The sequence below is a fragment of the Sphingopyxis sp. GW821-FHT02C12 genome, from assembly GCF_059421785.1.
In genome coordinates, this window is the sequence record NZ_JBWKVQ010000001.1 from 1348474 (window position 1) to 1369826 (window position 21353).

General features: G+C 65.7%; 21 protein-coding genes. 9 read left to right on the plus strand and 12 right to left on the minus strand.

Going from position 1 to position 21353, the window contains the following annotated elements:
• Positions 1 to 11 precede the first annotated feature (11 nt).
• The 9 genes from AC07U1_RS06315 to AC07U1_RS06355 form a co-directional block, all read right to left on the minus strand.
• Positions 12 to 1226, minus strand: a complete 1215-nt coding sequence (locus AC07U1_RS06315) for a serine hydrolase domain-containing protein (protein ID WP_495177112.1) — start codon at positions 1224 to 1226, stop codon at positions 12 to 14.
• Entirely contained in the window at positions 1223 to 2170 is a 948-nt protein-coding gene (locus tag AC07U1_RS06320; protein WP_495177111.1) for an aldo/keto reductase family protein, read from the minus strand. The genes AC07U1_RS06315 and AC07U1_RS06320 overlap by 4 nt, the downstream gene beginning before the upstream one ends.
• Positions 2171 to 2181: 11 nt before the next feature.
• Positions 2182 to 2985: an SDR family NAD(P)-dependent oxidoreductase gene (locus AC07U1_RS06325; protein WP_056342217.1), complete on the minus strand. Its 804-nt coding sequence runs from the start codon at positions 2983 to 2985 to the stop codon at positions 2182 to 2184.
• Position 2986: 1 nt separating this feature from the next.
• Positions 2987 to 3760: an SDR family NAD(P)-dependent oxidoreductase gene (locus tag AC07U1_RS06330; RefSeq protein WP_056342220.1), complete on the minus strand. Its 774-nt coding sequence runs from the start codon at positions 3758 to 3760 to the stop codon at positions 2987 to 2989.
• Positions 3757 to 4824 carry a phosphotransferase family protein gene (locus tag AC07U1_RS06335; protein WP_056342223.1) on the minus strand — a complete coding sequence of 356 codons (1068 nt, stop codon included), beginning with the start codon at positions 4822 to 4824 and terminating at the stop codon, positions 3757 to 3759. Before AC07U1_RS06335 ends, AC07U1_RS06330 begins: the two co-directional genes overlap by 4 nt.
• Entirely contained in the window at positions 4821 to 5912 is a 1092-nt protein-coding gene (locus AC07U1_RS06340; RefSeq protein WP_495177110.1) for a Zn-dependent alcohol dehydrogenase, read from the minus strand. Before AC07U1_RS06340 ends, AC07U1_RS06335 begins: the two co-directional genes overlap by 4 nt.
• A gap of 118 nt (positions 5913 to 6030) precedes the next feature.
• Positions 6031 to 7320, minus strand: a complete 1290-nt coding sequence (locus AC07U1_RS06345) for an acyl-CoA dehydrogenase family protein (RefSeq protein WP_495177109.1) — start codon at positions 7318 to 7320, stop codon at positions 6031 to 6033.
• A gap of 111 nt (positions 7321 to 7431) precedes the next feature.
• Complete coding sequence (locus tag AC07U1_RS06350) at positions 7432 to 8889, minus strand: MFS transporter (protein WP_495177108.1); 1458 nt, start codon at positions 8887 to 8889, stop codon at positions 7432 to 7434.
• Positions 8886 to 9743 carry an SDR family NAD(P)-dependent oxidoreductase gene (locus tag AC07U1_RS06355; RefSeq protein ID WP_056342234.1) on the minus strand — a complete coding sequence of 286 codons (858 nt, stop codon included), beginning with the start codon at positions 9741 to 9743 and terminating at the stop codon, positions 8886 to 8888. Before AC07U1_RS06355 ends, AC07U1_RS06350 begins: the two co-directional genes overlap by 4 nt.
• 171 nt (positions 9744 to 9914) lie before the next feature.
• On the opposite strand from AC07U1_RS06355, the gene AC07U1_RS06360 reads away from it, so the two are divergent.
• The 4 genes from AC07U1_RS06360 (at position 9915) to AC07U1_RS06375 (ending at position 13827) form a co-directional block, all read left to right on the plus strand.
• The gene (locus AC07U1_RS06360; RefSeq protein WP_495177107.1) at positions 9915 to 11096 is read left to right on the plus strand and encodes an acyl-CoA dehydrogenase family protein; all 1182 of its coding nucleotides are present in this window, start codon (positions 9915 to 9917) and stop codon (positions 11094 to 11096) included.
• Between the two features lie 3 nt (positions 11097 to 11099).
• Positions 11100 to 12218: an acyl-CoA dehydrogenase family protein gene (locus AC07U1_RS06365; RefSeq protein ID WP_495177106.1), complete on the plus strand. Its 1119-nt coding sequence runs from the start codon at positions 11100 to 11102 to the stop codon at positions 12216 to 12218.
• 133 nt (positions 12219 to 12351) lie between these two features.
• The gene (locus tag AC07U1_RS06370; protein ID WP_495177105.1) at positions 12352 to 13155 is read left to right on the plus strand and encodes an SDR family oxidoreductase; all 804 of its coding nucleotides are present in this window, start codon (positions 12352 to 12354) and stop codon (positions 13153 to 13155) included.
• Between the two features lie 156 nt (positions 13156 to 13311).
• Positions 13312 to 13827, plus strand: coding sequence for a hypothetical protein (locus AC07U1_RS06375; RefSeq protein ID WP_187139193.1), 516 nt, complete (start codon positions 13312 to 13314; stop codon positions 13825 to 13827).
• A 129-nt stretch (positions 13828 to 13956) separates the two neighbouring features.
• Here the strand turns inward: AC07U1_RS06375 and ppc are convergent, their stop codons facing one another.
• Positions 13957 to 16635: a phosphoenolpyruvate carboxylase gene (gene ppc / locus AC07U1_RS06380; RefSeq protein ID WP_495177104.1), complete on the minus strand. Its 2679-nt coding sequence runs from the start codon at positions 16633 to 16635 to the stop codon at positions 13957 to 13959.
• A gap of 168 nt (positions 16636 to 16803) precedes the next feature.
• Between ppc and AC07U1_RS06385 the strand changes: the two genes are divergently transcribed.
• Positions 16804 to 17274, plus strand: coding sequence for a hypothetical protein (locus tag AC07U1_RS06385; protein ID WP_495177103.1), 471 nt, complete (start codon positions 16804 to 16806; stop codon positions 17272 to 17274).
• Between the two features lie 35 nt (positions 17275 to 17309).
• On the plus strand, positions 17310 to 18200 hold the full coding sequence (locus AC07U1_RS06390) for a hypothetical protein (protein ID WP_495177102.1): 891 nt from the start codon (positions 17310 to 17312) through the stop codon (positions 18198 to 18200).
• A 15-nt stretch (positions 18201 to 18215) separates the two neighbouring features.
• Here AC07U1_RS06390 and AC07U1_RS06395 read toward each other — a convergent pair whose 3' ends face one another.
• Together AC07U1_RS06395 and AC07U1_RS06400 are read right to left on the minus strand one after the other, a co-directional pair.
• On the minus strand, positions 18216 to 18638 hold the full coding sequence (locus tag AC07U1_RS06395) for a YbaY family lipoprotein (RefSeq protein ID WP_492737842.1): 423 nt from the start codon (positions 18636 to 18638) through the stop codon (positions 18216 to 18218).
• An 81-nt stretch (positions 18639 to 18719) separates the two neighbouring features.
• Positions 18720 to 19286 carry an HNH endonuclease gene (locus tag AC07U1_RS06400; protein ID WP_056342256.1) on the minus strand — a complete coding sequence of 189 codons (567 nt, stop codon included), beginning with the start codon at positions 19284 to 19286 and terminating at the stop codon, positions 18720 to 18722.
• A 171-nt stretch (positions 19287 to 19457) separates the two neighbouring features.
• Here AC07U1_RS06400 and gluQRS point away from each other — a divergent pair, with 171 nt between their 5' ends.
• Genes gluQRS through AC07U1_RS06415 form a run of 3 tightly spaced genes read left to right on the plus strand, consistent with a single transcriptional unit; the run spans position 19458 to position 21141 of the window.
• Positions 19458 to 20306, plus strand: coding sequence for a tRNA glutamyl-Q(34) synthetase GluQRS (gene gluQRS, locus AC07U1_RS06405; RefSeq protein ID WP_495177101.1), 849 nt, complete (start codon positions 19458 to 19460; stop codon positions 20304 to 20306).
• Positions 20307 to 20315: 9 nt separating this feature from the next.
• Positions 20316 to 20540, plus strand: coding sequence for an HIG1 domain-containing protein (locus AC07U1_RS06410; RefSeq protein ID WP_056342260.1), 225 nt, complete (start codon positions 20316 to 20318; stop codon positions 20538 to 20540).
• A 19-nt stretch (positions 20541 to 20559) separates the two neighbouring features.
• Positions 20560 to 21141 (plus strand): cob(I)yrinic acid a,c-diamide adenosyltransferase, encoded by a 582-nt coding sequence (locus tag AC07U1_RS06415; RefSeq protein WP_495177100.1) that lies wholly within the window; start codon positions 20560 to 20562, stop codon positions 21139 to 21141.
• The last annotated feature ends 212 nt before the right edge of the window (positions 21142 to 21353 follow it).

The following is a 21353-nucleotide window of genomic DNA, read 5'->3' on the forward strand; positions in this document are numbered from 1 at the left end:
TTGAATGGGGATCAGTCGTTGAGCGCGGCGTGGATCAAGGTCTTGACCTCGCGCCGCACGGGATAGGTGGAAGAGGGCATGAGCTGGGTCATGAAGACCATCGCGATTTCTTCGACCGGATCGACGAAGAAGCCGGTCGAGAACATGCCGCCCCAATAATAATCGCCGACCGACCCGGGGGTCAGCGTCTGCGCCGGCTGCTCGGTCACCGCGAAGCCGAGCCCGAAGCCGACCCCGGCATTTTCGGCCTCCGAAAAGATGCCGACGCTATGCTGGACGAGGTCGCCGCCGCCGACGAGATGGTTCGCGGTCATCAGCGCCAGCGTCTTGCGGCTGATGATCCGCGTGCCGTCGAGTTGCCCGCCGCCGAGCAGCATCAGGCAGAAACGATGATAGTCGGCGAGCGTCGAGACCAGCCCGCCGCCGCCCGAATGGAAGCTGCGATCCTTCGCCCAGCGGCTCTTGTCGCCGCTGTCGAACGCTTTCATCTTCGCCTGCGGGTCGAACATATAGCAGTCGGTCAACCGATGCTGCTGGTCGGCGGGGACCTTGAAGCCGGTGTCGACCATGGCGAGCGGGCCGAAGATGCGCTCCTGCAGCACCTGCGCGAACGGCTTGCCCTCGATGCGTTCGACCACCGCGCCGAGCACGTCGGTCGCCATCGAATAGTTCCAGTGCGCGCCGGGGTCGAACTGCAGCGGGATTTTCGCGAGCCCCGCGATGAAGCTGTCCATCGTATAATCGGCGTCGAAATCGTCGATTCGCGCCTTGCGGTACGCGGCGTCTACGGGGGTGCGCTCCTGAAACCCGTAAGTCAGCCCGGCGGTGTGGCGCAGCAGGTCGACCATGCGGATCGGCTGCGTCGGCGGCCGGGTCAGGAAGGGCACATTGCCCCCGCCCGCGACGAAGACGCCAGTGTCCTTGAACTCGGGGCAAAATTTGGTCAGCGGATCGCTCAGCGCGACCTTGCCCTCCTCGACCAGCATCATGAAGGCGATGCTGGTGATCGGCTTGGTCATGCTTGCGATGCGAAAGATCGCGTCTTCCTTCAGCGCTTCGCCCGGCCGGCCCTCGCCGACGAGCGACAGATGCGCGATCTCGCCGCCGCGCGACACGAGGGTCGCGGCGTGCGGCAGGCGCCCGGCATCGACATATTTGGCCTTGAGGAAGGCGGGGATGCGGTCCAGCCGCGCGGCGTCGAAACCCTGATTCTTCGAACCACTCACGAAACACGAACTCCTTCGAGGATGGCGGCGGCCTCGGCGAGCAAGGCCGGGTCGATCGCCAGATCGGCGGCCTTGGCGGTCTCGCGCAACTGTTCGGGGCGGCTTGCGCCGACAATCGCGCTGGTGATGCCCGGCTGCGCAAGCACCCAGGCGATCGCAAGCTGCGCCATCGAACAGCCCGCCTTGTCGGCGATCGGCTTCAGGCCCTGCACCGCTTCGAGCACCGGGTCGGTCATATAGAGCTTCATGAAGGCCGCATCGTCGCCCGCCGCGCGGGTGCCCGCGGGCGGGGCCGCGCCGGGCGCATATTTGCCGCTGAGCACGCCCATCGCGAGGGGCGACCAGACGATCTGCCCGATGCCGTTCGCGATGCTGACCGGGATCACCTTCGCTTCGGCGCGGCGATAGATCAGGCTGTACTGCGGCTGGCTCGAAACGAATTTGACGCATGGCGGGGCAAGCGCGACCGCTGCCTCGATCTGCTCGGGCGACCATTCGGAAAAGCCGATCGCGCGCGCCTTGCCGCTGCGCACGACCTCGCTCAGCGCTTCCATCGTCTCCTCGAGCGGGGTGTCGGGATCGTAACGATGGCATTGGTAGAGGTCGATATAGTCGGTCTGGAGCCGCGTCAGGCTCGCATCGATCTGCTTCGCCACCTGCGCCGCCGACAAACCCTTGTCGGTCTCGGTCATCGGGAAGAAGAGCTTGGTCGCGAGCACATAGCTGTCGCGCGGCCGCTCCTTCAGCACGTCGCCGAGGAAGCTCTCGGCCGCGCCGCGGCCATAGATGTTCGAGGTGTCGATGAAGTTGATCCCGACATCGAAGGCCGCATCGACGCAGGCGCGCCCCGCGCTGTCGTCGACCCCGACCCCATAGGTCAGCCAGCTGCCGAGGCAGATCGCCGAAACCTCGATGCCGCTGTCGCCAAGCTGCCGATACTGCATCTCGTCTCTCCTCAGTGCGAGGTCTGGCCCAATAGCTGGCGCGTCACCGGGTGCGAGCTGGTGAGCCCGCCATCGACCGCGATCGCCTGTCCGTTGACATAGCTCGCCTGGTCGCTGGCGAGGAAGAGCGCGACATTGGCGAGTTCCTCGGGCTGCGCGGCGCGCTTGAGCGGATTGAGCTGGCCGAGCTTGTGCGTAACTTCCTTGGCCTTGGCATAGTCGAAGGTCGGCTTGGTCATGCCGGTCTCGGTGAGGCCGGGGCAGATCGCGTTGACGCGCACGCCGCTGGTGGTCAGCTGTTGCGCGGCGGTCTTGGCGAGGTTGATCACCCCCGCCTTCGACGCCGAATAGGCGCCGGGGCCGGCGCCCGAATTGATCCCCGCGACGCTCGCGGTCAGGACGATCGCGCCGCCGCGGCCCTGGTCGACCATCGCCTTGCCGGCATGCTTCACCATCAACGCCGGGCCGATCAGGTTGACGCGCAGCGTCTCGGCCCAGGCGGCCGGATCGAAATCGAAAATACCGCCCATGTCGCCGATAATACCGGCGTTGGCGAAGGCCACGTCGAGTCCGCCGAAGCTGTCCTTCGCGGTCGCGACCAGCTTTTCGACATCGGCCTCGACGCCCGCGTCGATTTCGAGCGCGACGACCTCGCCGCCCGCGTCCTTCACCAACTGCGCCGTATCATGCACCGCTGCGGTCTTGTCGCCGAGCACCAGCTTCGCGCCCTCGGCGGCGAAGCGCAGCGCGCTCGCGCGTCCGATACCCGAACCGGCGCCGGTGATGATCGCGATCTTGCCGTCCAATGCGCCCATCTTATCCTCCGCTCGAAGTGTTGCCGCCGTCGATGACGATCGTCTGGCCGGTGGTGAAGCCGCCGGCACGGCTGGCGAGGAACACCGCCGCCCCGGCGATTTCCTCGGGCTCGCCGATCCGGCGCAGCGACGATCGCCGCGTCGAAACTTCCAGATTCTCGGGATTTTCCCACAAAGCGCGGGCGAAATCGGTCTTGATCAGCCCCGGCGCGATGCAATTGACGCGCACGCCCTGCGGCCCGAATTCGTCGGCCAAATTGCGCGCCATCTGCATGTCGGCGGCTTTCGAAATCGCATAGGCGCCGAGGATCGACGAGCCTTTGAGGCCGCCGATCGAGCTAATGATCGTGATCGACCCCTTGCCCGCCGCCAGCATCGCGGGCGCACACATATGCGCCAGCCAATGGTTCGACAGGATGTTGTTTTCCATGATCTTGCGGAACTGGTCGTCGCTGATTCCCGCCGACGGCCCGTAATAGGGGTTCGACGCGGCGTTGCAGACGAGCGCGGTGACCGGGCCGAAGGCCGCGACGGTCTCGTCGGCCAGATTCTGCAGCCCGTCCTTCGACGAGATATTGGCGGCGATCGCGATCGCGGTGCCTTCGCCATATTGCGCGTTGAGTTCGGCCGCGACCGCGTCGCACGCGTCCTGCTTGCGGCTCGAAATCACGACCTTGGCGCCGTGGAAGGCCATCGCCTCGGCGATGGCCTTGCCGATGCCGCGCGACGATCCGGTGATCAGCGCGACCTCGCCGGTCATGTCGAACAGGTTCATGCGCCCGCCTTCTTTGCGAAATCCCACGCCCTTTCGGCGAGCGGGCGGACGCGCTCGGACATGTCCCTGGCATGCTGCGACGAGGCGGTGCCGTCGATCACGCGCTTCTTGATGCCCTGGATGATGCCCGCGAGGCGGAAGAAATTATAGGCGAAATACCAGTTCATGTCGGGCACCCCGTCGCGGCCCGTCGCGGCGCAATAACGGGTGACCATTTCGCCCAGTTCGGGAATGCCCAGGCCCACGCGGTCGAGATCCTCGACCCCCGACCGGCCGCCATTTTCGGTGACCCACGCCATCGCGACATAGGTGAAATCGGCGAGCGGATCGCCCAGCGTCGACAGCTCCCAATCGAGCACCGCGAGCACTTCGGGGCGGTCCTTGGCAAAGATCATATTGTCGATGCGGTAATCGCCATGAACGACGCTGGTGCGCGTCTGTTCGGGCAGCGTCGCGGGCAGCCACGCAATCAGCCGCTCCATCTCGTCCATCGTCTCGGTTTCGGAGAGGCGGTACTGCTTGGTCCAGCGGTCGACCTGGCGGCCGAAATAATTGCCCGGCTTGCCATAGTCCGACAGCCCCGCCGCCTCGACATCGACATTGTGCAGCGCGGCGAGCGTATCGATCATCGCCTCGTAAGTGGCGCGGCGATTCTCCGGCGTCGACCCCGGCATCGCGCCGTCCCAGATCGTCTGGCCATCGACCATGCCCATGACATAGAACCAGCTGCCGACGACGCTGTCATCGGTGCACAGGCCATATTGGCGCGCGACGGGGAAACCGGCCTTATGGAGCCCCGCTTGCACCTTATATTCGCGGTCGACCGCGTGCGCCGAGGGCAGCAGCTGGCCATAGGGCTTGCGGCGGAGGACATAATTGCCCGACGGCGCCGAAATCTTGTAGGTCGGGTTCGACTGGCCGCCGGCAAATTTGCCCTGCGTCAGCGGGCCCTCGAAGCCCTCTACATTCGCCTCCATCCATGCGGTCAGCTTCGCCTCGTCGAGGATATCGGCGCCCTCGGGCGCGACGGTGCCGCTGAAGGCCTTTTGTGCGTCCAATGTCATTGGTCGAATACGATCACCGAACGGGCGGCGTCGCCTTTCTTCATCTTGTCGAACCCTTCGTTGATCTGCGCGAGCGGGATCGTCTCGGCGACGATGCTGTCGAGGTCGAGCAGTCCGCGCAGGTAGAAATCGACGAGGCGCGGAATATCGACGGGGAAGCGGTTGCCGCCCATGATCGCGCCCTGCAGTTTCTTGCCGCTGAGCAGGTCCATCGCCGACAGGCCGACCTTCTCGCTGAGCGGCATCATGCCGAGGATCGTCGCGGTTCCGCCGCGGCGCAGCGACGCGACCGCGAGGCTGGCCGAGGCCGGGCGCCCGACCGCTTCGATTGCATGGTCGACGCCGCCCTTGGTCAGCTCCAGAATTTGCTTCGCGGCATCGTCGGCGAGGGCGTCGACGACGTCGGTGGCGCCGAGCTTGATCGCCAGCGCGCGCTTTTCGGGCACCGGATCGGCGGCGACGATCCGCCCCGCGCCGGCAATCTTCGCGGCGTTGATCGTCGCGAGGCCGACGCCGCCGCAGCCGACGACCGCGACGGTCTCGCCCGGGGTCACCTTGCACGCGTTGAAGATCGTTCCCGCGCCGGTGGTCACCGCGCAGCCGATCACCGCGGCGCGGTCGAGCGGCATGTCGGGGTCGATGCGCACGCAGGCATGTTCGTGGACCAGCATCGTCTCGGCAAAGGCGCTGAGGTTGAGCATTTGGTTGACGATGCTGCCGTCGGGGCGCGTGATGCGCGGCGGCTGACCGGGGGCGCGGCGGGTGTCGCCGCCCATGCACAAGGACATGCGGCCGCTGACGCAGAATTCGCAATGGCCGCAAAAGGCCGACAGGCAAGTCACCACCGCGTCGCCGACCTTGACCGTGCGCACTTCGCTGCCGACCGCCTCGACGATACCGGCGGCCTCATGGCCGGGGATCGCGGGCAGCGGGTGCGGATAGGCGCCGTCGATGAAGTGCAGGTCCGAATGGCAGAGGCCGCACGCGGCGGTGCGGATGCGGACCTCGTGCGGGCCGCAATCGGCGATCTGGACGGTCTCGATCTGCAGCGGCTTGCCGGGTTCGATCAGGATGGCGGCTTTGGTCATCTAAAGCTCCATATCATCCCCCTCCCGCTTGCGGGAGGGGATAGGGGAGGGCGTGTCGGTCGCGATGCGGGGGAGGAACAGGCCCTCCCCCAATCCCTCGCGCAAGCGGGAGGAAAGTTTAGCGCGACACGCCGATGTCGCCCGACGAGAAACCCGGCTCGCTCGCTTCGCTATGCTTGGCGAATTCGATCCGCGCCACCGCGCGCTCATGCACTTCGTCGGGACCATCGGCGAGCCGCAGCGTGCGCTGATGCGCATAGGCCTTGGCGAGCCCGAAATCTTCCGACACGCCCGCGCCGCCATGCGCCTGGATCGCGTCGTCGATGATCTTCAGCGCCATGTTCGGTGCCTGGACCTTGATCATCGCGATCTCGGCCGCGGCCGACTTGTTGCCGACCTTGTCCATCATGTCTGCGGCCTTGAGGCACAGCAGGCGGGTCATTTCGATGTCGATGCGCGCGCGCGCCAGGCGATGTTCCCAGATGCTGTATTCGGCGACCTTCTTGCCGAATGCGACGCGCGACTGGAGGCGCTTGGCCATCTTCGAAATCGCCTCCTCGGCGACGCCGATCGTGCGCATGCAATGGTGGATGCGGCCCGGCCCGAGGCGGCCTTGCGCGATCTCGAAGCCACGGCCCTCGCCGAGCAGCATCGCCTCTTCGGCGTTGACCCGGACGTCCTTCAGCTCGATTTCCATATGGCCGTGCGGCGCATCGTCGTAACCGAAGACGGGCAGGTGGCGCAAAATGTTCACCCCCGGGGCGTCGAGCGGCATCAGCACCATCGACTGCTGCGCGTGGCGCTTGGCGGCGAAATCGGTCTTGCCCATCACGATCGCGATGTTGCAGCGCGGGTCGCCGGCGCCCGACGACCACCATTTGGTGCCGTTGATGACATAATCGTCGCCGTCGCGCTCGATGCGTGTCTCGATGTTGGTTGCGTCGGAAGACGCCACTTTCGGTTCGGTCATCAGGAAGGCCGAACGGATCTGGCCGTTCATCAGCGGCAGCAGATATTTTTCCTTCTGCGCGCGCGTCCCGTAACGGTGGAACACCTCCATGTTGCCGGTGTCGGGCGCCGAGCAGTTGAACACTTCGCTGGCGAAACCGACGCGGCCCATTTCCTCGGCGCACAGCGCATATTCGAGGTTGGTGAGGCCGGGGCCTTCGAACTCGATCGTTTCGTCGACATGGTGGTGCGCGGCGCTGCGCGGCGGCATGAACAGGTTCCAGATGCCAGCCTCTTTCGCCTCGGCCTTCAGATCCTCGACGACCTGGATCACTTTCCAGCGGTCGCCTTCCTTGTCCTGCTTGTCATAGGTGGGGACGGCGGGACGCACCTTGCGCTCGATGAAATCGCGTACGCGGTCGCGCCAATAGACCTGCCGGTCGGTGAGATCGAAATCCATGCTCGCATCCTTCCCTTTACGTTTACGTAAGCCCATGGACCGATTCGGCCCCGCTTGCCAAGCCCTGCGGCCTGAAAATTACACCCTTTCGCCGCGCCGCGAACTTTTCCGTTACGGATGTGGTCTTGCCGCTTCCGCCGCTTCTGCCATCGCCGCGACACGGGCTTCATGATCGGCACGCGAAATCGGGAATCGCGAGATGAACCAGATGCTGGCGATGGCGAAGAGGACAAGCACGGCCAGGAAATAGACCGCCAGATTGTCGAGGATCGACTGGTCGACCTGACCCGGCGTCGCCTTGGCCGGAAAATTCGCCGCCCCGATGATCTGCCCGGTCAGGAACAGGCCGATGCCGGTCGCGCATTTCTGGACGAAGAAATAGGCCGAGAAGAAAATGCCTTCGGACCGCTCACCTGTTTTTTCCTGCGACGCCTCGACGATGTCCGATGCCATCGACTGGGCGAGCATCATCGACGCGACCGAAAAGGCGTTCGAGATGGTGATCAGCGCGAACAGCGTCGGGATCAGCGCCGATGCGCCATTGTCGGGGAACAGGCCGATGAAGCGCAGCAGATAGGGGGAAACCCCGAAACACAGCGCGAGCACGCCCGCCGCCACCGCGCCGGTTCGCTTCTCCATCCGTTTCTGGAGCAGCCCGACGACGAGGAAGGCGCCGACCACGCCGACGAAGAGTGTCGCCGAATAGGCGATGAAGCCCGCCTGCGGCATCAGCCAATAATAAGTGAGGAGATAGGCGGTGATCGAAAAGGTCAGGCCCTGGTTGACGAAGGCGAAGACCGAGCTGCCAAGCAACACAAGGAAAGCCTTGTTCGACAGGATGGTCTTGATCTTGCGCAGCGTCTGTCCCAGCGGCAGGTGCGTCGGCGGCGCCGCGTCGGGGTGGGCGAGGCGGCGGTGGGTGGTCAAGGCCGACACGCTGGTCGCAAGGATCATCAGCACCGCGCCGGTCCAGCCATAGAGCTGATAGCCATCGAGATTGAGCTGGCCGACGGGGTATTTTTCGCTCGGGACAAGGAAAAAACCGAAGGCCAGCGTCAGCATGACGAGCCCGCCGGCCCAGCCGAAGACGAAGCGCCAGCGCGTCAGCGAGGTCCTTTCGTCATAATCGCTGGTCAGCGCCGGGACGACCGACAGCGCGGGGATTTCATAACAGGACACCGCGGCGCGCATCAGGAAGGCGAAAAGCAGCAGATAGCCATAGAGCCACTGCTGATCGAGCGACGGCGGGTGCCACAGCATGATCCAGGCGAACGCCATCGGCAGGATCGCCGCATACATCCACGGGTGCCTCTTGCCCCAGCGGCTGTGCGTCTTGTCGCTCCAGTAACCGACCATCGGGTCGATGATCGCATCCATGAACAGCGCGAGCAGCAAGATAAGCCCGACGATCCGCGCATCGAGCCCGAGAACCTGATTGTAGAGCAGCATGAGGAGGGTGGCGAAGCCATTGTCCTTCACGCCATAGGCAATCGACCCGAAGCCGTTGCCGAGCTTGATGTGCAGGGGCAGCTTTCCGGAGGGCGGTAGCGCGCTCGCCGTTGCGCTCACGCGGGTGCTCCCGCCTTCGCCGCCTCCTCCATCGCTGTCAGGGCGTCGAACATCCCGGGCGCTTCGGGGTCCCAGGCGTGGCGCTGACCGATCGTCAGCCCGCCGTCGACGAGCATATGGGTGCCGGTCATGAAGCTCGATTCCTCGCTCGCCAGATAGGCGACCGCGTTTGCGATATCCTCGGGCTGGCCGCCGCGCGCGACGGGCTGCGCCTGCGCACTCATCCCTGCGATGATCGCATTGGCCTCGCTCTTCATCGCGTCGGGCACGTCGAGCGAGGCGGTGAAGATATTGGTGTTGATGAAGCCCGGACAGATCGCGTTGACGCGGATGCCATAGCGCGCGAGGTCGGTCGCCGCGACCTTGGTCAGGTGGAGCACGCCCGCCTTCGCCACGGCATAGGCGGTCGGCGAATAGCCCGCGCCGAGCGCTGCGACGCTGGCGGTGTTGACGATCGCCGCGCCCTTGCGGCCCTTCATATGCGGGCTGGCGTAGCGAATCCCCATCGCCACCGATTTCAGCACCAGGTCCATCGTGCGGTCCCAGCCCTCGGGGGTGATTTCGTCGATCGGCGCGCGATCGCCGCCCGCGGCGGCGTTGTTGAACACGATGTCGATGCCGCCCGCCTTCGCGGCGGCGGCATCCATCAGCGCTTCGATGTCCGAGGGTTGCGTGACGTCGCAGCGGACGAAATCGATCTTGCCGTTCGACTGTTCGGCCAGCGCTTGTCCGCCCTTTTCGTCGATGTCGGCGGCGAAGACATGTGCGCCCTCGCCGGCGAGTTTCAGCACCGCAGCCTTGCCGATGCCCGATGCTGCGCCGGTGACGACGGCGACCTTGCCTGCGAATCGCATATCCTGCTCCCGTTTTATTTTGCGACCTAAGCTTAGGCGCGTGGAAAGGCGCGTCAACGCCCGGCAATCGGACGCTACGGTGCCGTAACGGCAGGTCGCGGGTCCCAAGTTGACGCTTGCGTAAACTAGCGAAGCGGACGTAGATTTGGCGGCAGAAGAGGAGCCCGAAGGATGAGCGAACTGGACGCTTTCCGCACCGACGTGCGGGAATGGCTGGAGGCGAACTGCCCCGCCGAAATGCGCGAACCGATCCGTGACGAGGATGACGTCTGCTGGGGCGGGCGCAACTTCAAGTTCAAGAACGCGGCGCAGAAGCAATGGCTCGATGCCTGTGTTTCCAAAGGCTACACCGTCCCCGACTGGCCCAAACCCTATGGCGGCGCCGGGCTGACGCCCGAGCAGACCAAGGTCTTCAAACAGGAAATGAAGCGCATCCATGCGCGCTCGCCGCTCGACAGCTTCGGCATCTGGATGCTCGGCCCCGCGCTGCTGCAATTCGGCACCGAAGAGCAGAAGGTCGAGTATCTGAACCCGATCGCGCGCGGCGAAATCCGCTGGTGCCAGGGCTATTCCGAACCCGGCTCGGGCAGCGACCTCGTCAGTCTGCAGACCTTCGGCGAAGACAAGGGCGATCATTGGGTCGTCAATGGGTCGAAGATCTGGACGAGCTATGCCGACAAGGCCGACTGGATTTTCTGCCTCGTCCGCACCGACAAGGCGAACAAATATCAGGGCATCACCTTCATGCTCTTCGACATGGCGAGCAAGGGCGTCACGACGAAGCCGATCCTGCTGATCTCGGGCAACAGCCCTTTCTGCGAAACCTTCTTCGACGATGTCGAGGTGCCGAAGACGCAGTTCATCGGCGAGATCAACCGCGGCTGGGACGTCGCCAAATATCTGCTCGGCCACGAACGCGAGATGATCTCGGGCGGCGGCGCCGGCGGCGACATGGTCAGCATCGGCGGCGCCTTTGCCAAGGCCTTCGGCAAGAATGCCGCGGGCGAACTCGACGACCCGATCCTGCGCGCCGAAATGGCGGCGTTCGACGTCGATGTCTTTGCCTATCGCGCAATGGGCGAGCGCTTCATGGACATGTGGAAGACCGGCCGCGCGCATCCCGCCTCGTCGAACATGATGAAATATGTCGGGACCGAGCTCAACAAGCGCCGCCACGAACTCGTCATGTCGGGGGGTGGCAGCGAAGCGCTCGAATGGGACAGCGAAGAGACCAAGGGCGGCGCGCGCGCGCGCGGCTGGCTGCGTACCAAGGCCAATTCGATCGAAGGCGGGACGAGCGAAGTCATGCTCAACGTCATCGCCAAGCGTATCCTCGACCTGCCCGGAGCCTGACCCATGCCTTTGTATCACAATGAAGACCAGGCGATGCTCAAGGACAGCGTCGCGCCCTTCGTCGCCGAACAGGCGCCGGTTTCGCACCTGCGCAAGCTGCGCGATACCGCCGACGCCACCGGCTTTTCGCGCGACCTCTGGGCGCAGTTCACCGACATGGGCCTGCCCGGCATGCTCGTTCCCGAGGCGCATGGCGGGCTCGGCATGGGGCATATGGAGGCGGGCATCGTGCTCGAGGAAATCGGCCGCAACCTGACCCCGTCGCCCTTCCTGTCGACGAGCGTCGGCGCGGTCGCCGCGCTGGCGAAGGCCGGCGGCACGCAGGCCGAGCGCTGGCTCCCCGCGATCGCCAGCGGCGAAGCGATCATCGCACTCGCGATCGACGAGGGCGCCAAGCACCGCCCCGACCGCATCGCGACCAGCGCGACGCGCTCGGGCAACGGCTTCCGCCTCGACGGCAAGAAAAGCTTCGTCCTCCACGGCCATGTCGCCGACATGAGCATCGTCGCGGCGAAGACCGACGGCGGCATCACGCTGTTCGCGGTGCCCAAGGATGCCAAGGGCGTCACCGTCGATCCGCGCCGCCTCGTCGACTCGAGCCTCGCCAGCCATGTCACGCTCGACGGTGTCGAACTCGATGCCGACGCGGTGATCGGTGAGGTCGATGCCGGCGGCGACATCCTCGACGCGCTGCTTGCCGCGACCCGCACCGGTGCCGCCGCCGAAATGGTCGGCGTCGGGCAGGGGGCGATGGATATGACCGTCACCTACCTCAAGGAACGCAAGCAGTTCGGCAAGCTGATCGGCGAGTTCCAGGGACTCCAGCACCGCGCCGCGCACCTCTATGGCGAGATGGAAGTCGCGCGCGCCACGGTGATGAAGGCGCAGGAACTGCTCGATCAGGGCAGCGAGGGCGCCAGGCTGATGGTCTCGGTCGCCAAGGCCAAGGCCGGCCGCGCCGCCAACCTCGCGGTACGCGAGGGCGTCCAGATGCACGGCGGCATCGGCATGACCGACGAATATGACATCGGCCTCTACATGAAACGCGACCGCGCTTTGGCGGAGTATATGGGCGATGTGCATTACCACATCGACCAGGTGGCGCGGATGAACGGCTACTGATCTCACCCCTCCCGCAAGCGGGAGGGGCAGCGAGACTTGCGAACTCGTTCGCTAGTCGCAGCGGGGAGGGCATCGAGCCCACAGGCCCCACCCCAACCCTCTCCTGAAGGGGAGGGAGCAAAAGGATGAGACAATGAATCTCCAGGACATGTTCGGCCTCGACGGCCGCATCGCGCTCGTCACCGGCGGCTCGCGCGGCATCGGCAAGATGATCGTCGAGGGCTATCTCGCCGCTGGCGCCGCGCGCGTCTATATCTCGGCGCGCAAGAGTGCGCAGATCGAGGAAGCCGTCGCCGATTTCGAGACGCGCTATCCGGGCAAGGTCATCGGGCTTCCGGTGGACCTCTCGACCGTCGAGGGCTGCCGCGCGCTCGCCAAGGAACTCGAAGCGCGCGAGGAACGCCTCGACATCCTCGTCAACAATGCCGGCGCGGCCTGGGGCGAACCCTTCGAGGGTTTCCCCGAGGCGGGCTGGGACAAGGTGATGGACATCAACGTCAAATCGCCCTTCTTCCTGACGCAGGGGCTCCACGGGCTGCTCAAGGCCGGCGGCACCGCGGCGCGGCCCTCGAAGGTCATCAACATCGGCTCGATCGACGGCCAGCGGCTCAACCCCTGGGAAACTTACAGCTATCATGCGTCGAAGGCGGCGATCCTCTACCTCACCAAGCGCCTCGCGGCGCGGCTGGTTTCGGATCATATCCTCGTCACCGCGATCGCCCCCGGCGCCTTCCAGTCGGACATGAACAAGGCCGCGCGCGACCATGGCGACGCGGTGGCGCAGAGCATCCCGGTCAAGCGCATCGGCGTGCCCGAGGATATGGCGGGCGCTGCGATCTTCCTCGCCTCGAAGGCGGGCGACTATGTCGTCGGCGACACGATCACCGTCGACGGCGGGCTGGTCCATGGCAATGTCGGCACGAGCATCGACGCCTGATCTTCTTATCGTCATGCCGGGCTTGACCCGGCACCCGCCTTTTTCCTGCAAGAATAAGGCAGGCCCCGGATCAAGTCCGGGGTGACGAAATGAGAGGAAATTGACTCACCCCGAACCTTGGTGTATTATATAACTAATGCACCAAGGAGATGGCCCATGCGTTTCGCGTTCCTCATTCCCCCGATGATGCTCCTCGCCGCCTGCGGGCAGGACGAAAAGCCGAAGAATTCGCCCGAACTGACGATCAACGCCGACGGCGACGGCGGCGCGGTCCACATCACCTCGGGCAAGGACGGCGGCAAGCTCAAGATCGACGGCACCGGGGTCAATATCGACCTCGACATCCCCGATATCGCCGACCTCGACATCAACAGCGATTTCGACATCGATGGGGTGAAGCTGTTCCCGGGCAGCCAGATCACCACGATGGACATCAACGCCAATGACAAGAATGGCGCCAATGACGCGGTGGTGAAGTTCGGCTTCACCTCGCCCGCGACCCCGGCGAAGGCGGCCGACTGGATGGCGGGTGAATTCGCGAAAAAATCGATCAAGGTCAGCCGCACCGGCGACACGCTCGCGGGCACGGACAAGGACGGCGACGCCTTCACCGTCGCCTTCGCCCCTGACGGCGCGAACGCCAAGGGCGAGGTGCGGATCGTTTCGAAATAGGGTGCGCGTTACCATGCCGCGTCATTGCGAGGAGTCCCGGACTTGATCCGGGGCGACGCGGCAATCCAGAGCGGTTTACTCCTACTCTGGATTGCTTCGCTACGCTCGCAATGACGAAGGTTCTAAAGCCTAACCGCTATTCCTGAGCGCCGTCGCGATCGCGTTGATCGTCAGCTGGATGCCCTCGGCGATCCGGGCATCGGTCTCGGCCGCGCGGTGGCGCTTCATCAGCTCGATCTGGAGCAGGTTGAGCGGCTCGATATACGGCAGCCGCAACCGGATCGACGCCTCGAGCGCCGGATTCTTCTCAAGCAACCGCGTCTGGCCGGTAATTTCGAGCAGGCCGTCGTGCGCGCGGTTCCAGCCGTCCTTGATCCGCCCGAAGATCGCGTCGTGCCCGTCGATATGGCTCGCCAGCCCCGCATAATGCGCCGCGATCCCCATGTCGGATTTCGCGAGCACCATCTCCATATTGCCGAGCAGCGCACCAAAGAAGGGCCAGCTCGCCGCCATATCCTTGAGCAGCACCTTGTCGGCGAACCCCGAAAACGCCTCGCCCGTCCCGTACCAGCCGGGCAGCATGACGCGCGCCTGCGCCCAGCTGAACACCCAGGGGATCGCGCGCAAATCCTCGATCGCGGTCGACTTGGTGCGGCTCGACGGCCGCGACCCGATCTTCAGCGTCGCGATCTCGGCGATCGGGGTCATCGCGCGAAAGAAATCCTTGAAGGTCGGGGTGTCGTAGACCAGCCCGCGATAGGCGGCGAAGGCGCCGTCCGACACCGCGTCCATCGCGGCGGTAAAGCGCACGCAGTCGGCCGCTCCCAATATCTCGGGCTCGAGGCTGGCGAGCAGGCTCGCCGACACCATCGATTCGAGGTTGGTCGCCGCGCTGTCCGTCGTGCCATATTTCGCGCCGATCACCTCGCCCTGTTCGGTGATGCGGATGCGCCCCTGCACCGTGCCGGCAGGCTGGGCGCGGATCGCGGCAAAGGCACTGCCGCCGCCGCGCCCGACCGCGCCGCCGCGGCCGTGGAACAATTGCATCGAGGGTCCAGCGGCGGCGAAGACCGGGGTCAAAGCCTGCGACGCCTGGTGCAGCCCCCAGGTCGAGGTCAGATAGCCGCCGTCCTTGTTCGAATCCGAATAGCCGATCATCACTTCCTGATGCCCGCGCAGAGCCACTTGCGGGCCGATTTCGGGCATCGCGAAGTATCGCGCCATGATCGCCGGCGCCTTGTCGAGGTCGGCGATCGTCTCGAACAGCGGCACGACCATCAAATTGCTCTTGCCCGCCGCTTCGCCGCTCCGCCACAGCCCGGCTTCGCGCGCCAGCACATGGACTTCGAGCAGGTCCGACAAGGTCTGCGCCATGCTGATGATCCACTGGCAGATCGCATCGGGACCCAGCCGCGCGCGGACATCGGCGGCGGCGCGGACGATCGCCAGTTCGCTTTCGGTCTCCTCGCTCCACTCGTGCCACGACGCCGCGAGCGGCCGGTCGCTCGCCAGCTCGGCGGTGAGCAGCGCAACGCGCGCCTCTTCATCGAGCGCCGCATAATCGTCGCACACCCCCGCGACGCGCAGCACTTCGCCGAGCACGCGTTCGTGGACCGCGCTGTTCTGCCGCATGTCGAGCGTCGCGAGGTGGAAGCCGAAGACTTCGACCGCGCGGATCAGCCGCCCCAGCGCGCCGATCCCGCCCAGCTGGCCTTCGCCGCTCGCCTCCAGCCCGTCCGCCAGCGTGACAAGATCGCGGCGGAAATCGCCGGGGGTGGCATAGGGTTCGCCGGTCAGCGCCGACGGGCGCAGCGCGGGCTTGCCGGTGATCGCGGTGAAGGTCGCGCAGAGCCGGGCATAAATTCCCGACAGCGCGCGGCGATAGGGTTCGTCGCGGCGGCTCGGCGCGGTGTCGCCGCTCGTCTCGGCCAGCGCCTCGACCGCTTCGGGCACGGGGGCAAGTCCCGCCGACACCGACAGTTCGGCGCCGAGCGCGTGGACCGCGTCGCTATAATGGCCGAGCACCGCGGCGGCGTTGCGCGCGGTCGCTTCGCGCAGCGTCCCTGCGGTGACGAAGGGATTGCCGTCGCGGTCGCCGCCGATCCAGCTGCCGACGCGCAGGAAACTCGCGGGACGCTGCCCCAGCTCCTTCTCCCAGCGCGCATAAAGTTTGGGCAGCACCGGCAGAAACACGTCGCGCAGGTAAGTCAGCGCATTGTCGATCTCGTCGGCGACGAACAATTTCTCGGTGCGCAGCGGCCGTGTCTGCCACAACAGCACGATCTGGCGGCGGATCGCGTCCTCGACGATATCGCCCTCGGCGGTCTCCTCGGCGCCCGCATCGCGCAGCAGCATCAGTTCGGCGATGCGGTTCTTGTGGTCGAGCATCGACTTGCGTCGCACCTCGGTCGGGTGCGCGGTCAGCACCGGCGCGACCAGCGCGGCGCTCATCAACTGCGCGACCGCGTCGCTATCGATCCCGCCGTCCTTCAGTCGCGCCAGCGCCGCCGCGACCGTCGCCTCGGGCTCGGCCGCGATCCCTTGCCGGTCCTCGGCAAGGTTGGCGAGCATCGAGAAGAGCATGAAACCGCGGACAAAGGCGATCGTGTCGTCGAGGCTGAGCGCATCGAGCCCGGTGTCGATCGCCTCGGCCCCGTCGATCCCGCGGTGCCGGTCGACGCTGACCGAGCGGATATATTCGGTCTGTCGATACAATTTCTCGCCGCCATAGGCGCGAATGACGTCGCCCAATATCCGCCCCAGATAGCGGATGTCGGGATTTTGCGAGATCTGGATCGGAGGCCCCATGAGTGCGGATGCTGCACCTGCGAAGGCGCAGGGTCAAGCATGGTGGTGCGGAGCATAGCTATGCGGGATCTGTCGAATAAGCGCCTGCGCTTGGCGCTTCCGTCCAATACAAAGGGCCGCCACAACCGCCATGATGCTGGCGGGGCGAATTCCAAGGCGGATGGGGTCATGGACGGCGAGCGGCGGGAATATGCGGCAATCGGCATTTTGATGCTGATATTGGGGGCTAGCAGCCTCATGCTGCTGCTGTCCTGCATCGCGATGGCGCGGTTCACCATCACCGGCGAGCATGGCATTGGCTGGCTGTTCAATCTGATCGTCGCCAACGGCGGTGCCGGAATCACCGGCAAGGCGCTGGCTGCCATCCTCGCGGTCGGTGCCGCCTATGTCGCCGACCCCGATCGCCGCCCGCTGATATTCTGGGTCACCGTCGTCCTGTGCGTCGTCGCGCTCGCCTCGGCGATGACCATGCTGGTGTTGCTTGGCGACGAAACGCTCGCGCGGCACCTCTATGACTGGGCGCCATCGGGAATCGACGAAGCGACGGCCTATGGCAAGGCGGCGAACCTGATGCTGGGCGGGTTCATCGCGTGGGTGCTCGGAGTGCTGTCGGTTCAGGTCGGGTTGAAGCTGAGCTGACGCGGCGCAGGGCAAGACGATCGGGAGGAGAGCGAATGAAACGCGCTACGGGATTCATGCCTCTGCTGGCTGCGGTCGCCGCATGGTGTCCCACAGCGATCGCGCAGACGCCGGGCGGGCCGGTGACGGTGACGTTCGGCTGGCCCGCCACGGATCGGCCGCAGCAGATCATCCTGCCGAACGAAGGCACGCAGCTGGCGCTCGCGGGCGTCGAGCAGGCATCGACCCAGCTGACGCGGCCGGCGGTCGGCGAACGGCGCTATGCCGTCGAAGTTCTTTACGCCGACGGAACCAGCTATCCGCTGGAGTTACGGCTGCTGCCGATCAGCCGGCCCGCGACAATTCAGCTCTCGCGCAATCGGCCCGACAGTTGCTCGAACAACAACCTGCTTCCGTTCGAGGCGCATACCGCCAACACGATCAGTTCGATCAGGGCCGCCTTTTCGGTCCAGTTCATGCTGTCGCGCGCAACCGAAGCCAACAGCTGCGCCTCCTGGCCGCTCCGCGCTCAAAAAGCGCGGCACGACCGCTATTGTAACATGATGGCGGCATCCGAAATACTCGTGGTTCCGGAGGCCGTCCGTGCGCAATTCCGCTCCGACGCCCAGGGCCGAACTGCCTATCTGCAAGCGATCGACAAATGCGAACGCGACGAACTCGCGCGCAAGGCGGGCGTGCTTCAGGCCACGGTGACGGCCGACGCCAAGCCCAACCCGCTTAATGCCTATATCGCGAGTGCGGCCCTCAGCGAGGAAGCGGCGATGGCCGAAGCCGATCCCGCGGTGGACGCCCGGATCGTCTATTCGCAGATAACGCAGCCGGCGCTCGTGATACAAACCCGCGACATGCGCGCCATCGCTGTGCGCGAGGTGGGCGAGGCCGCGGTGCTCGCCGTCGATCAGTCGATTGCGGCCGCACCGCGCTGACGCGCGGGCTTTCGCTCAGCGCGTTTTCACCAGCACCAGCGTTCCCAGGTCGATCCGCGGCCGGCCGTCGAAGGTCACGCCATTGTGCGTGTCGGTGATGAACATCAGCCTGCCCGAGGCGTCGGTGATCCGCGCCGAGACCGAATAGCGGCCGCGCGGGTCGAGGCGGCGCTCGTCGACCGTCAGCGAGAAAGCGAAGGGCACCTGCCGGCCGTCGGCGGTGAACGACTGCTGCGCGATCGTCTTCGACGGTGCGTCCATCAGGCTGACGTCGGCGAGCGTGACCTCGACCTGCGCGGTCGGCGGCAGCGCCATGCGCTCGCGATAGGTGATGCTGCCGGTGACCGACACCGGCTGTTCGGACGGCATGATCGTCGCGCAGGCGGCGAGCGGCAGGGCGGCGAGGGCGAGCGCGAGGTTGCGGGTGAAGCGCGCCATGAGGTTTCTCCTGTTTTCGATCGATGCGGCCCGCTAGCGCCGCCCCGCTGAACCTACGCTGTCCGCTTCGTTATGTTCCCGTCATCCTTCGAGTTCGACGTCCCAGTACAGCCAGTCGATCCAGCTCGTGTGCAGATAGTTCGGCGGGAAACAGCGGCCATTGTCCTGCAGCTGCCACGACGTCGGGCGCCAGGGCTGGCGGTGGATCGGCATATGCGCCTGTTGCGGGGTGCGCCCGCCCTTCTTCAGATTGCACGGCGCGCAGGCGGTGGTGACATTCTCCCACGTCGTGCGCCCGCCGAGGCGGCGCGGGACGACATGATCGAAGGTCAGATCCTTGCCCGACCCGCAATATTGGCACGCGAAGCGGTCGCGCAGGAACAGGTTGAAGCGCGTGAACGCCGGATGCTGCGACGGCTTCACATATTGCCGCAGCGCGATGACGCTCGGGATCGGCATCGTCCGCGTCGGCGAATGGATTTCGCGCTCGTAATTTTCGACGATCGTCACGCGGTCGAGAAACACCGCCTTGACCGCGGTCTGCCACGGCCACAGGCTGAGCGGGTAATAGCTGAGCGGCGTATAGTCGGCGTTCAAAACAAGCGCGGGGCAACTATCGGGATGCCGGGCAAGATCGGGATGGAACATGGCTTGGTAACGCAGCCCCCTTTGCTTCTCGGGTTGGCGCGCCACTGCCTTCCTCAAGTGACAAGGTCATTACATGACGTATCAGAATCTGACGTCAAGGGGGCATCGTCCGCAACATATGGGAAGGTTTCCCCGAGAGTCCCACATGATGTGGAAAATCCGGTTTAAACCATGCTGACCCGTTTCGCCCCCAGCCCGACCGGCGAGCTTCACCTTGGCCACGCCTATAGCGCCGTCCTCGCGTTCGACGCCGCGCGGCGCGCCGGCGGCGCCTTCCATATCCGCATCGACGATATCGACGGCAGCCGCTCGCGCGAGGCCTATGTCGCGGCGTCGCTCGCCGACCTCGCCTGGCTCGGCCTCGCCTGGGACGGCGCACCGCTGCGCCAGTCGGAAAGGCTCGGGGCCTATCGGGCGGCGCTCGACGATCTGGTCGCCCGCGATCTCCTCTACCCCTGCTTCTGCACCCGCGCCGATATCGCCGCGAGCCTCGCGGCGCCGCACGGGCCATCCGGAGCGATCTACCCCGGCACCTGCCGCCACCTGACCGAAGCCGAACGGGCAAGCCGCGCCAGCGAACCGCATTGCTGGCGGCTCGACATGGCGAAAGCCGCCGATGTCGCGGGCGAACTTCATTGGGAAGAGCAGGGGAAAGGCCCCCGGCTGGCCGACTCCCGCGCACATGGCGATGTCGTGCTTGCGCGCAAGGATGCCCCCGCCAGCTACCATCTCGCCAGCACCGTCGACGACGCGATGATGGGGGTGACGCACATCGTCCGCGGCGCCGATCTGATCGCCGCGACCGACGTCCACCGGCTGCTCCAGGCGCTGCTCGGCCTGCCGACCCCGCTCTATCGCCACCACGCGCTCGTCTGCGGCCCCGACGGCAAACGGCTGGCGAAGCGCGACGCCGCGGCGACGCTCGCGACGCTGCGCGCCGACGGCGCCGACGGACACGCGCTCGCCGCCGATCTGCTCGGTGGACGGCTTCCCACTGGCTATTCGCTGCAAATGCCCTAGATAGACGGCATGTCCATCCTGCTCATCCTCGGCGTCGTTGTGGCGGCCGGCTTCGTCCTCTTCTCGCTCGCGCGCGGGCTCTTCTATTTCTCGCAAGGCCACCGCGCCGCGATGGACGGCACGGCGCACGAGAATCAGGTCATGCAGAACAAGATGATGATGTCGCGCGTGAAGTGGCAGGCGATCACGATCATCCTGATCGTGCTGATCGGCCTGCTCGCCGCGGGGCAATAGGCGTCCGCGCCCGCGTCCGATGGTCAAGCTCAACAAGATCTACACGCGCACCGGCGACGACGGCACCACCGGGCTCGTCGACGGTTCGCGCATCGCCAAGTCCGACGCGCTGATGGCGGCGATCGGCGACGTCGACGAAGCGAACAGTGCGGTCGGCATCGCCGCCGCCGCGCTTGATGCCGCCAGCGACGAAGCCGCGATGCTGTCGCGCATCCAGAACGAGCTGTTCGACCTCGGCGCCGACCTCGCAACCCCCGCCGATATCCAGTTCGGTTTCGGTCCGCACGCGATGGCGCTGCGCATCGTGCCCACGCAAATCGCGCGGCTCGAGGACGAGATCGACGCGATGAACGAGCATCTCGGCGCGCTCAAGAGCTTCATCCTGCCCGGCGGCACCGAGGCGGCGGCACGCCTCCACCTCGCGCGCGCCATCGCGCGCCGCGCCGAACGCGCGGCCGTTGCCGCGGGGGCGACCCGCGACCTCAACCCGCTCGCGCTCACCTATCTCAACCGCCTCTCGGACCATCTGTTCGTGCTGACGCGCCACCTCAACGCCGCGGCCGGCGGTGACATCCTCTGGAAGCCCGGCGCGACGCGCTGACAGCGAACAATATCGATGCGCGCAGAGGCGCAGAGATCGCAGAGAAAGTGAAGAACGGGCGGCGAAGCCGCCAATCTTTTGTCTCCGCGCCTCCGCGTGAACATCTTGTCTCTGCGATCTCTGCGCCTCCGCGCGAATCCTTCCGGCGTTGCTGCGTAAGCACGCTTCGAACGACGAGCATGTCGTTCCCTAAATGTTCTAGACAAGCCGCC

What these genes read in the sequence shown, in the direction of transcription:
- AC07U1_RS06320 (WP_495177111.1), bottom strand. Translation starts at nt 2,170, where the DNA reads ATGCAGTATCGGCAGCTTGGCGACAGCGGCATCGAGGTTTCGGCGATC.
- AC07U1_RS06325 (WP_056342217.1), bottom strand. Translation starts at nt 2,985, where the DNA reads ATGGGCGCATTGGACGGCAAGATCGCGATCATCACCGGCGCCGGTTCG.
- AC07U1_RS06330 (WP_056342220.1), bottom strand. Translation starts at nt 3,760, where the DNA reads ATGAACCTGTTCGACATGACCGGCGAGGTCGCGCTGATCACCGGATCG.
- AC07U1_RS06335 (WP_056342223.1), bottom strand. Translation starts at nt 4,824, where the DNA reads ATGACATTGGACGCACAAAAGGCCTTCAGCGGCACCGTCGCGCCCGAG.
- AC07U1_RS06340 (WP_495177110.1), bottom strand. Translation starts at nt 5,912, where the DNA reads ATGACCAAAGCCGCCATCCTGATCGAACCCGGCAAGCCGCTGCAGATC.
- AC07U1_RS06345 (WP_495177109.1), bottom strand. Translation starts at nt 7,320, where the DNA reads ATGGATTTCGATCTCACCGACCGGCAGGTCTATTGGCGCGACCGCGTA.
- AC07U1_RS06355 (WP_056342234.1), bottom strand. Translation starts at nt 9,743, where the DNA reads ATGCGATTCGCAGGCAAGGTCGCCGTCGTCACCGGCGCAGCATCGGGC.
- AC07U1_RS06360 (WP_495177107.1), top strand. Translation starts at nt 9,915, where the DNA reads ATGAGCGAACTGGACGCTTTCCGCACCGACGTGCGGGAATGGCTGGAG.
- AC07U1_RS06365 (WP_495177106.1), top strand. Translation starts at nt 11,100, where the DNA reads ATGCCTTTGTATCACAATGAAGACCAGGCGATGCTCAAGGACAGCGTC.
- AC07U1_RS06370 (WP_495177105.1), top strand. Translation starts at nt 12,352, where the DNA reads ATGAATCTCCAGGACATGTTCGGCCTCGACGGCCGCATCGCGCTCGTC.
- AC07U1_RS06375 (WP_187139193.1), top strand. Translation starts at nt 13,312, where the DNA reads ATGCGTTTCGCGTTCCTCATTCCCCCGATGATGCTCCTCGCCGCCTGC.
- ppc (WP_495177104.1), bottom strand. Translation starts at nt 16,635, where the DNA reads ATGGGGCCTCCGATCCAGATCTCGCAAAATCCCGACATCCGCTATCTG.
- AC07U1_RS06385 (WP_495177103.1), top strand. Translation starts at nt 16,804, where the DNA reads ATGGACGGCGAGCGGCGGGAATATGCGGCAATCGGCATTTTGATGCTG.
- AC07U1_RS06390 (WP_495177102.1), top strand. Translation starts at nt 17,310, where the DNA reads ATGAAACGCGCTACGGGATTCATGCCTCTGCTGGCTGCGGTCGCCGCA.
- AC07U1_RS06395 (WP_492737842.1), bottom strand. Translation starts at nt 18,638, where the DNA reads ATGGCGCGCTTCACCCGCAACCTCGCGCTCGCCCTCGCCGCCCTGCCG.
- AC07U1_RS06400 (WP_056342256.1), bottom strand. Translation starts at nt 19,286, where the DNA reads ATGTTCCATCCCGATCTTGCCCGGCATCCCGATAGTTGCCCCGCGCTT.
- gluQRS (WP_495177101.1), top strand. Translation starts at nt 19,458, where the DNA reads ATGCTGACCCGTTTCGCCCCCAGCCCGACCGGCGAGCTTCACCTTGGC.
- AC07U1_RS06410 (WP_056342260.1), top strand. Translation starts at nt 20,316, where the DNA reads ATGTCCATCCTGCTCATCCTCGGCGTCGTTGTGGCGGCCGGCTTCGTC.
- AC07U1_RS06415 (WP_495177100.1), top strand. Translation starts at nt 20,560, where the DNA reads ATGGTCAAGCTCAACAAGATCTACACGCGCACCGGCGACGACGGCACC.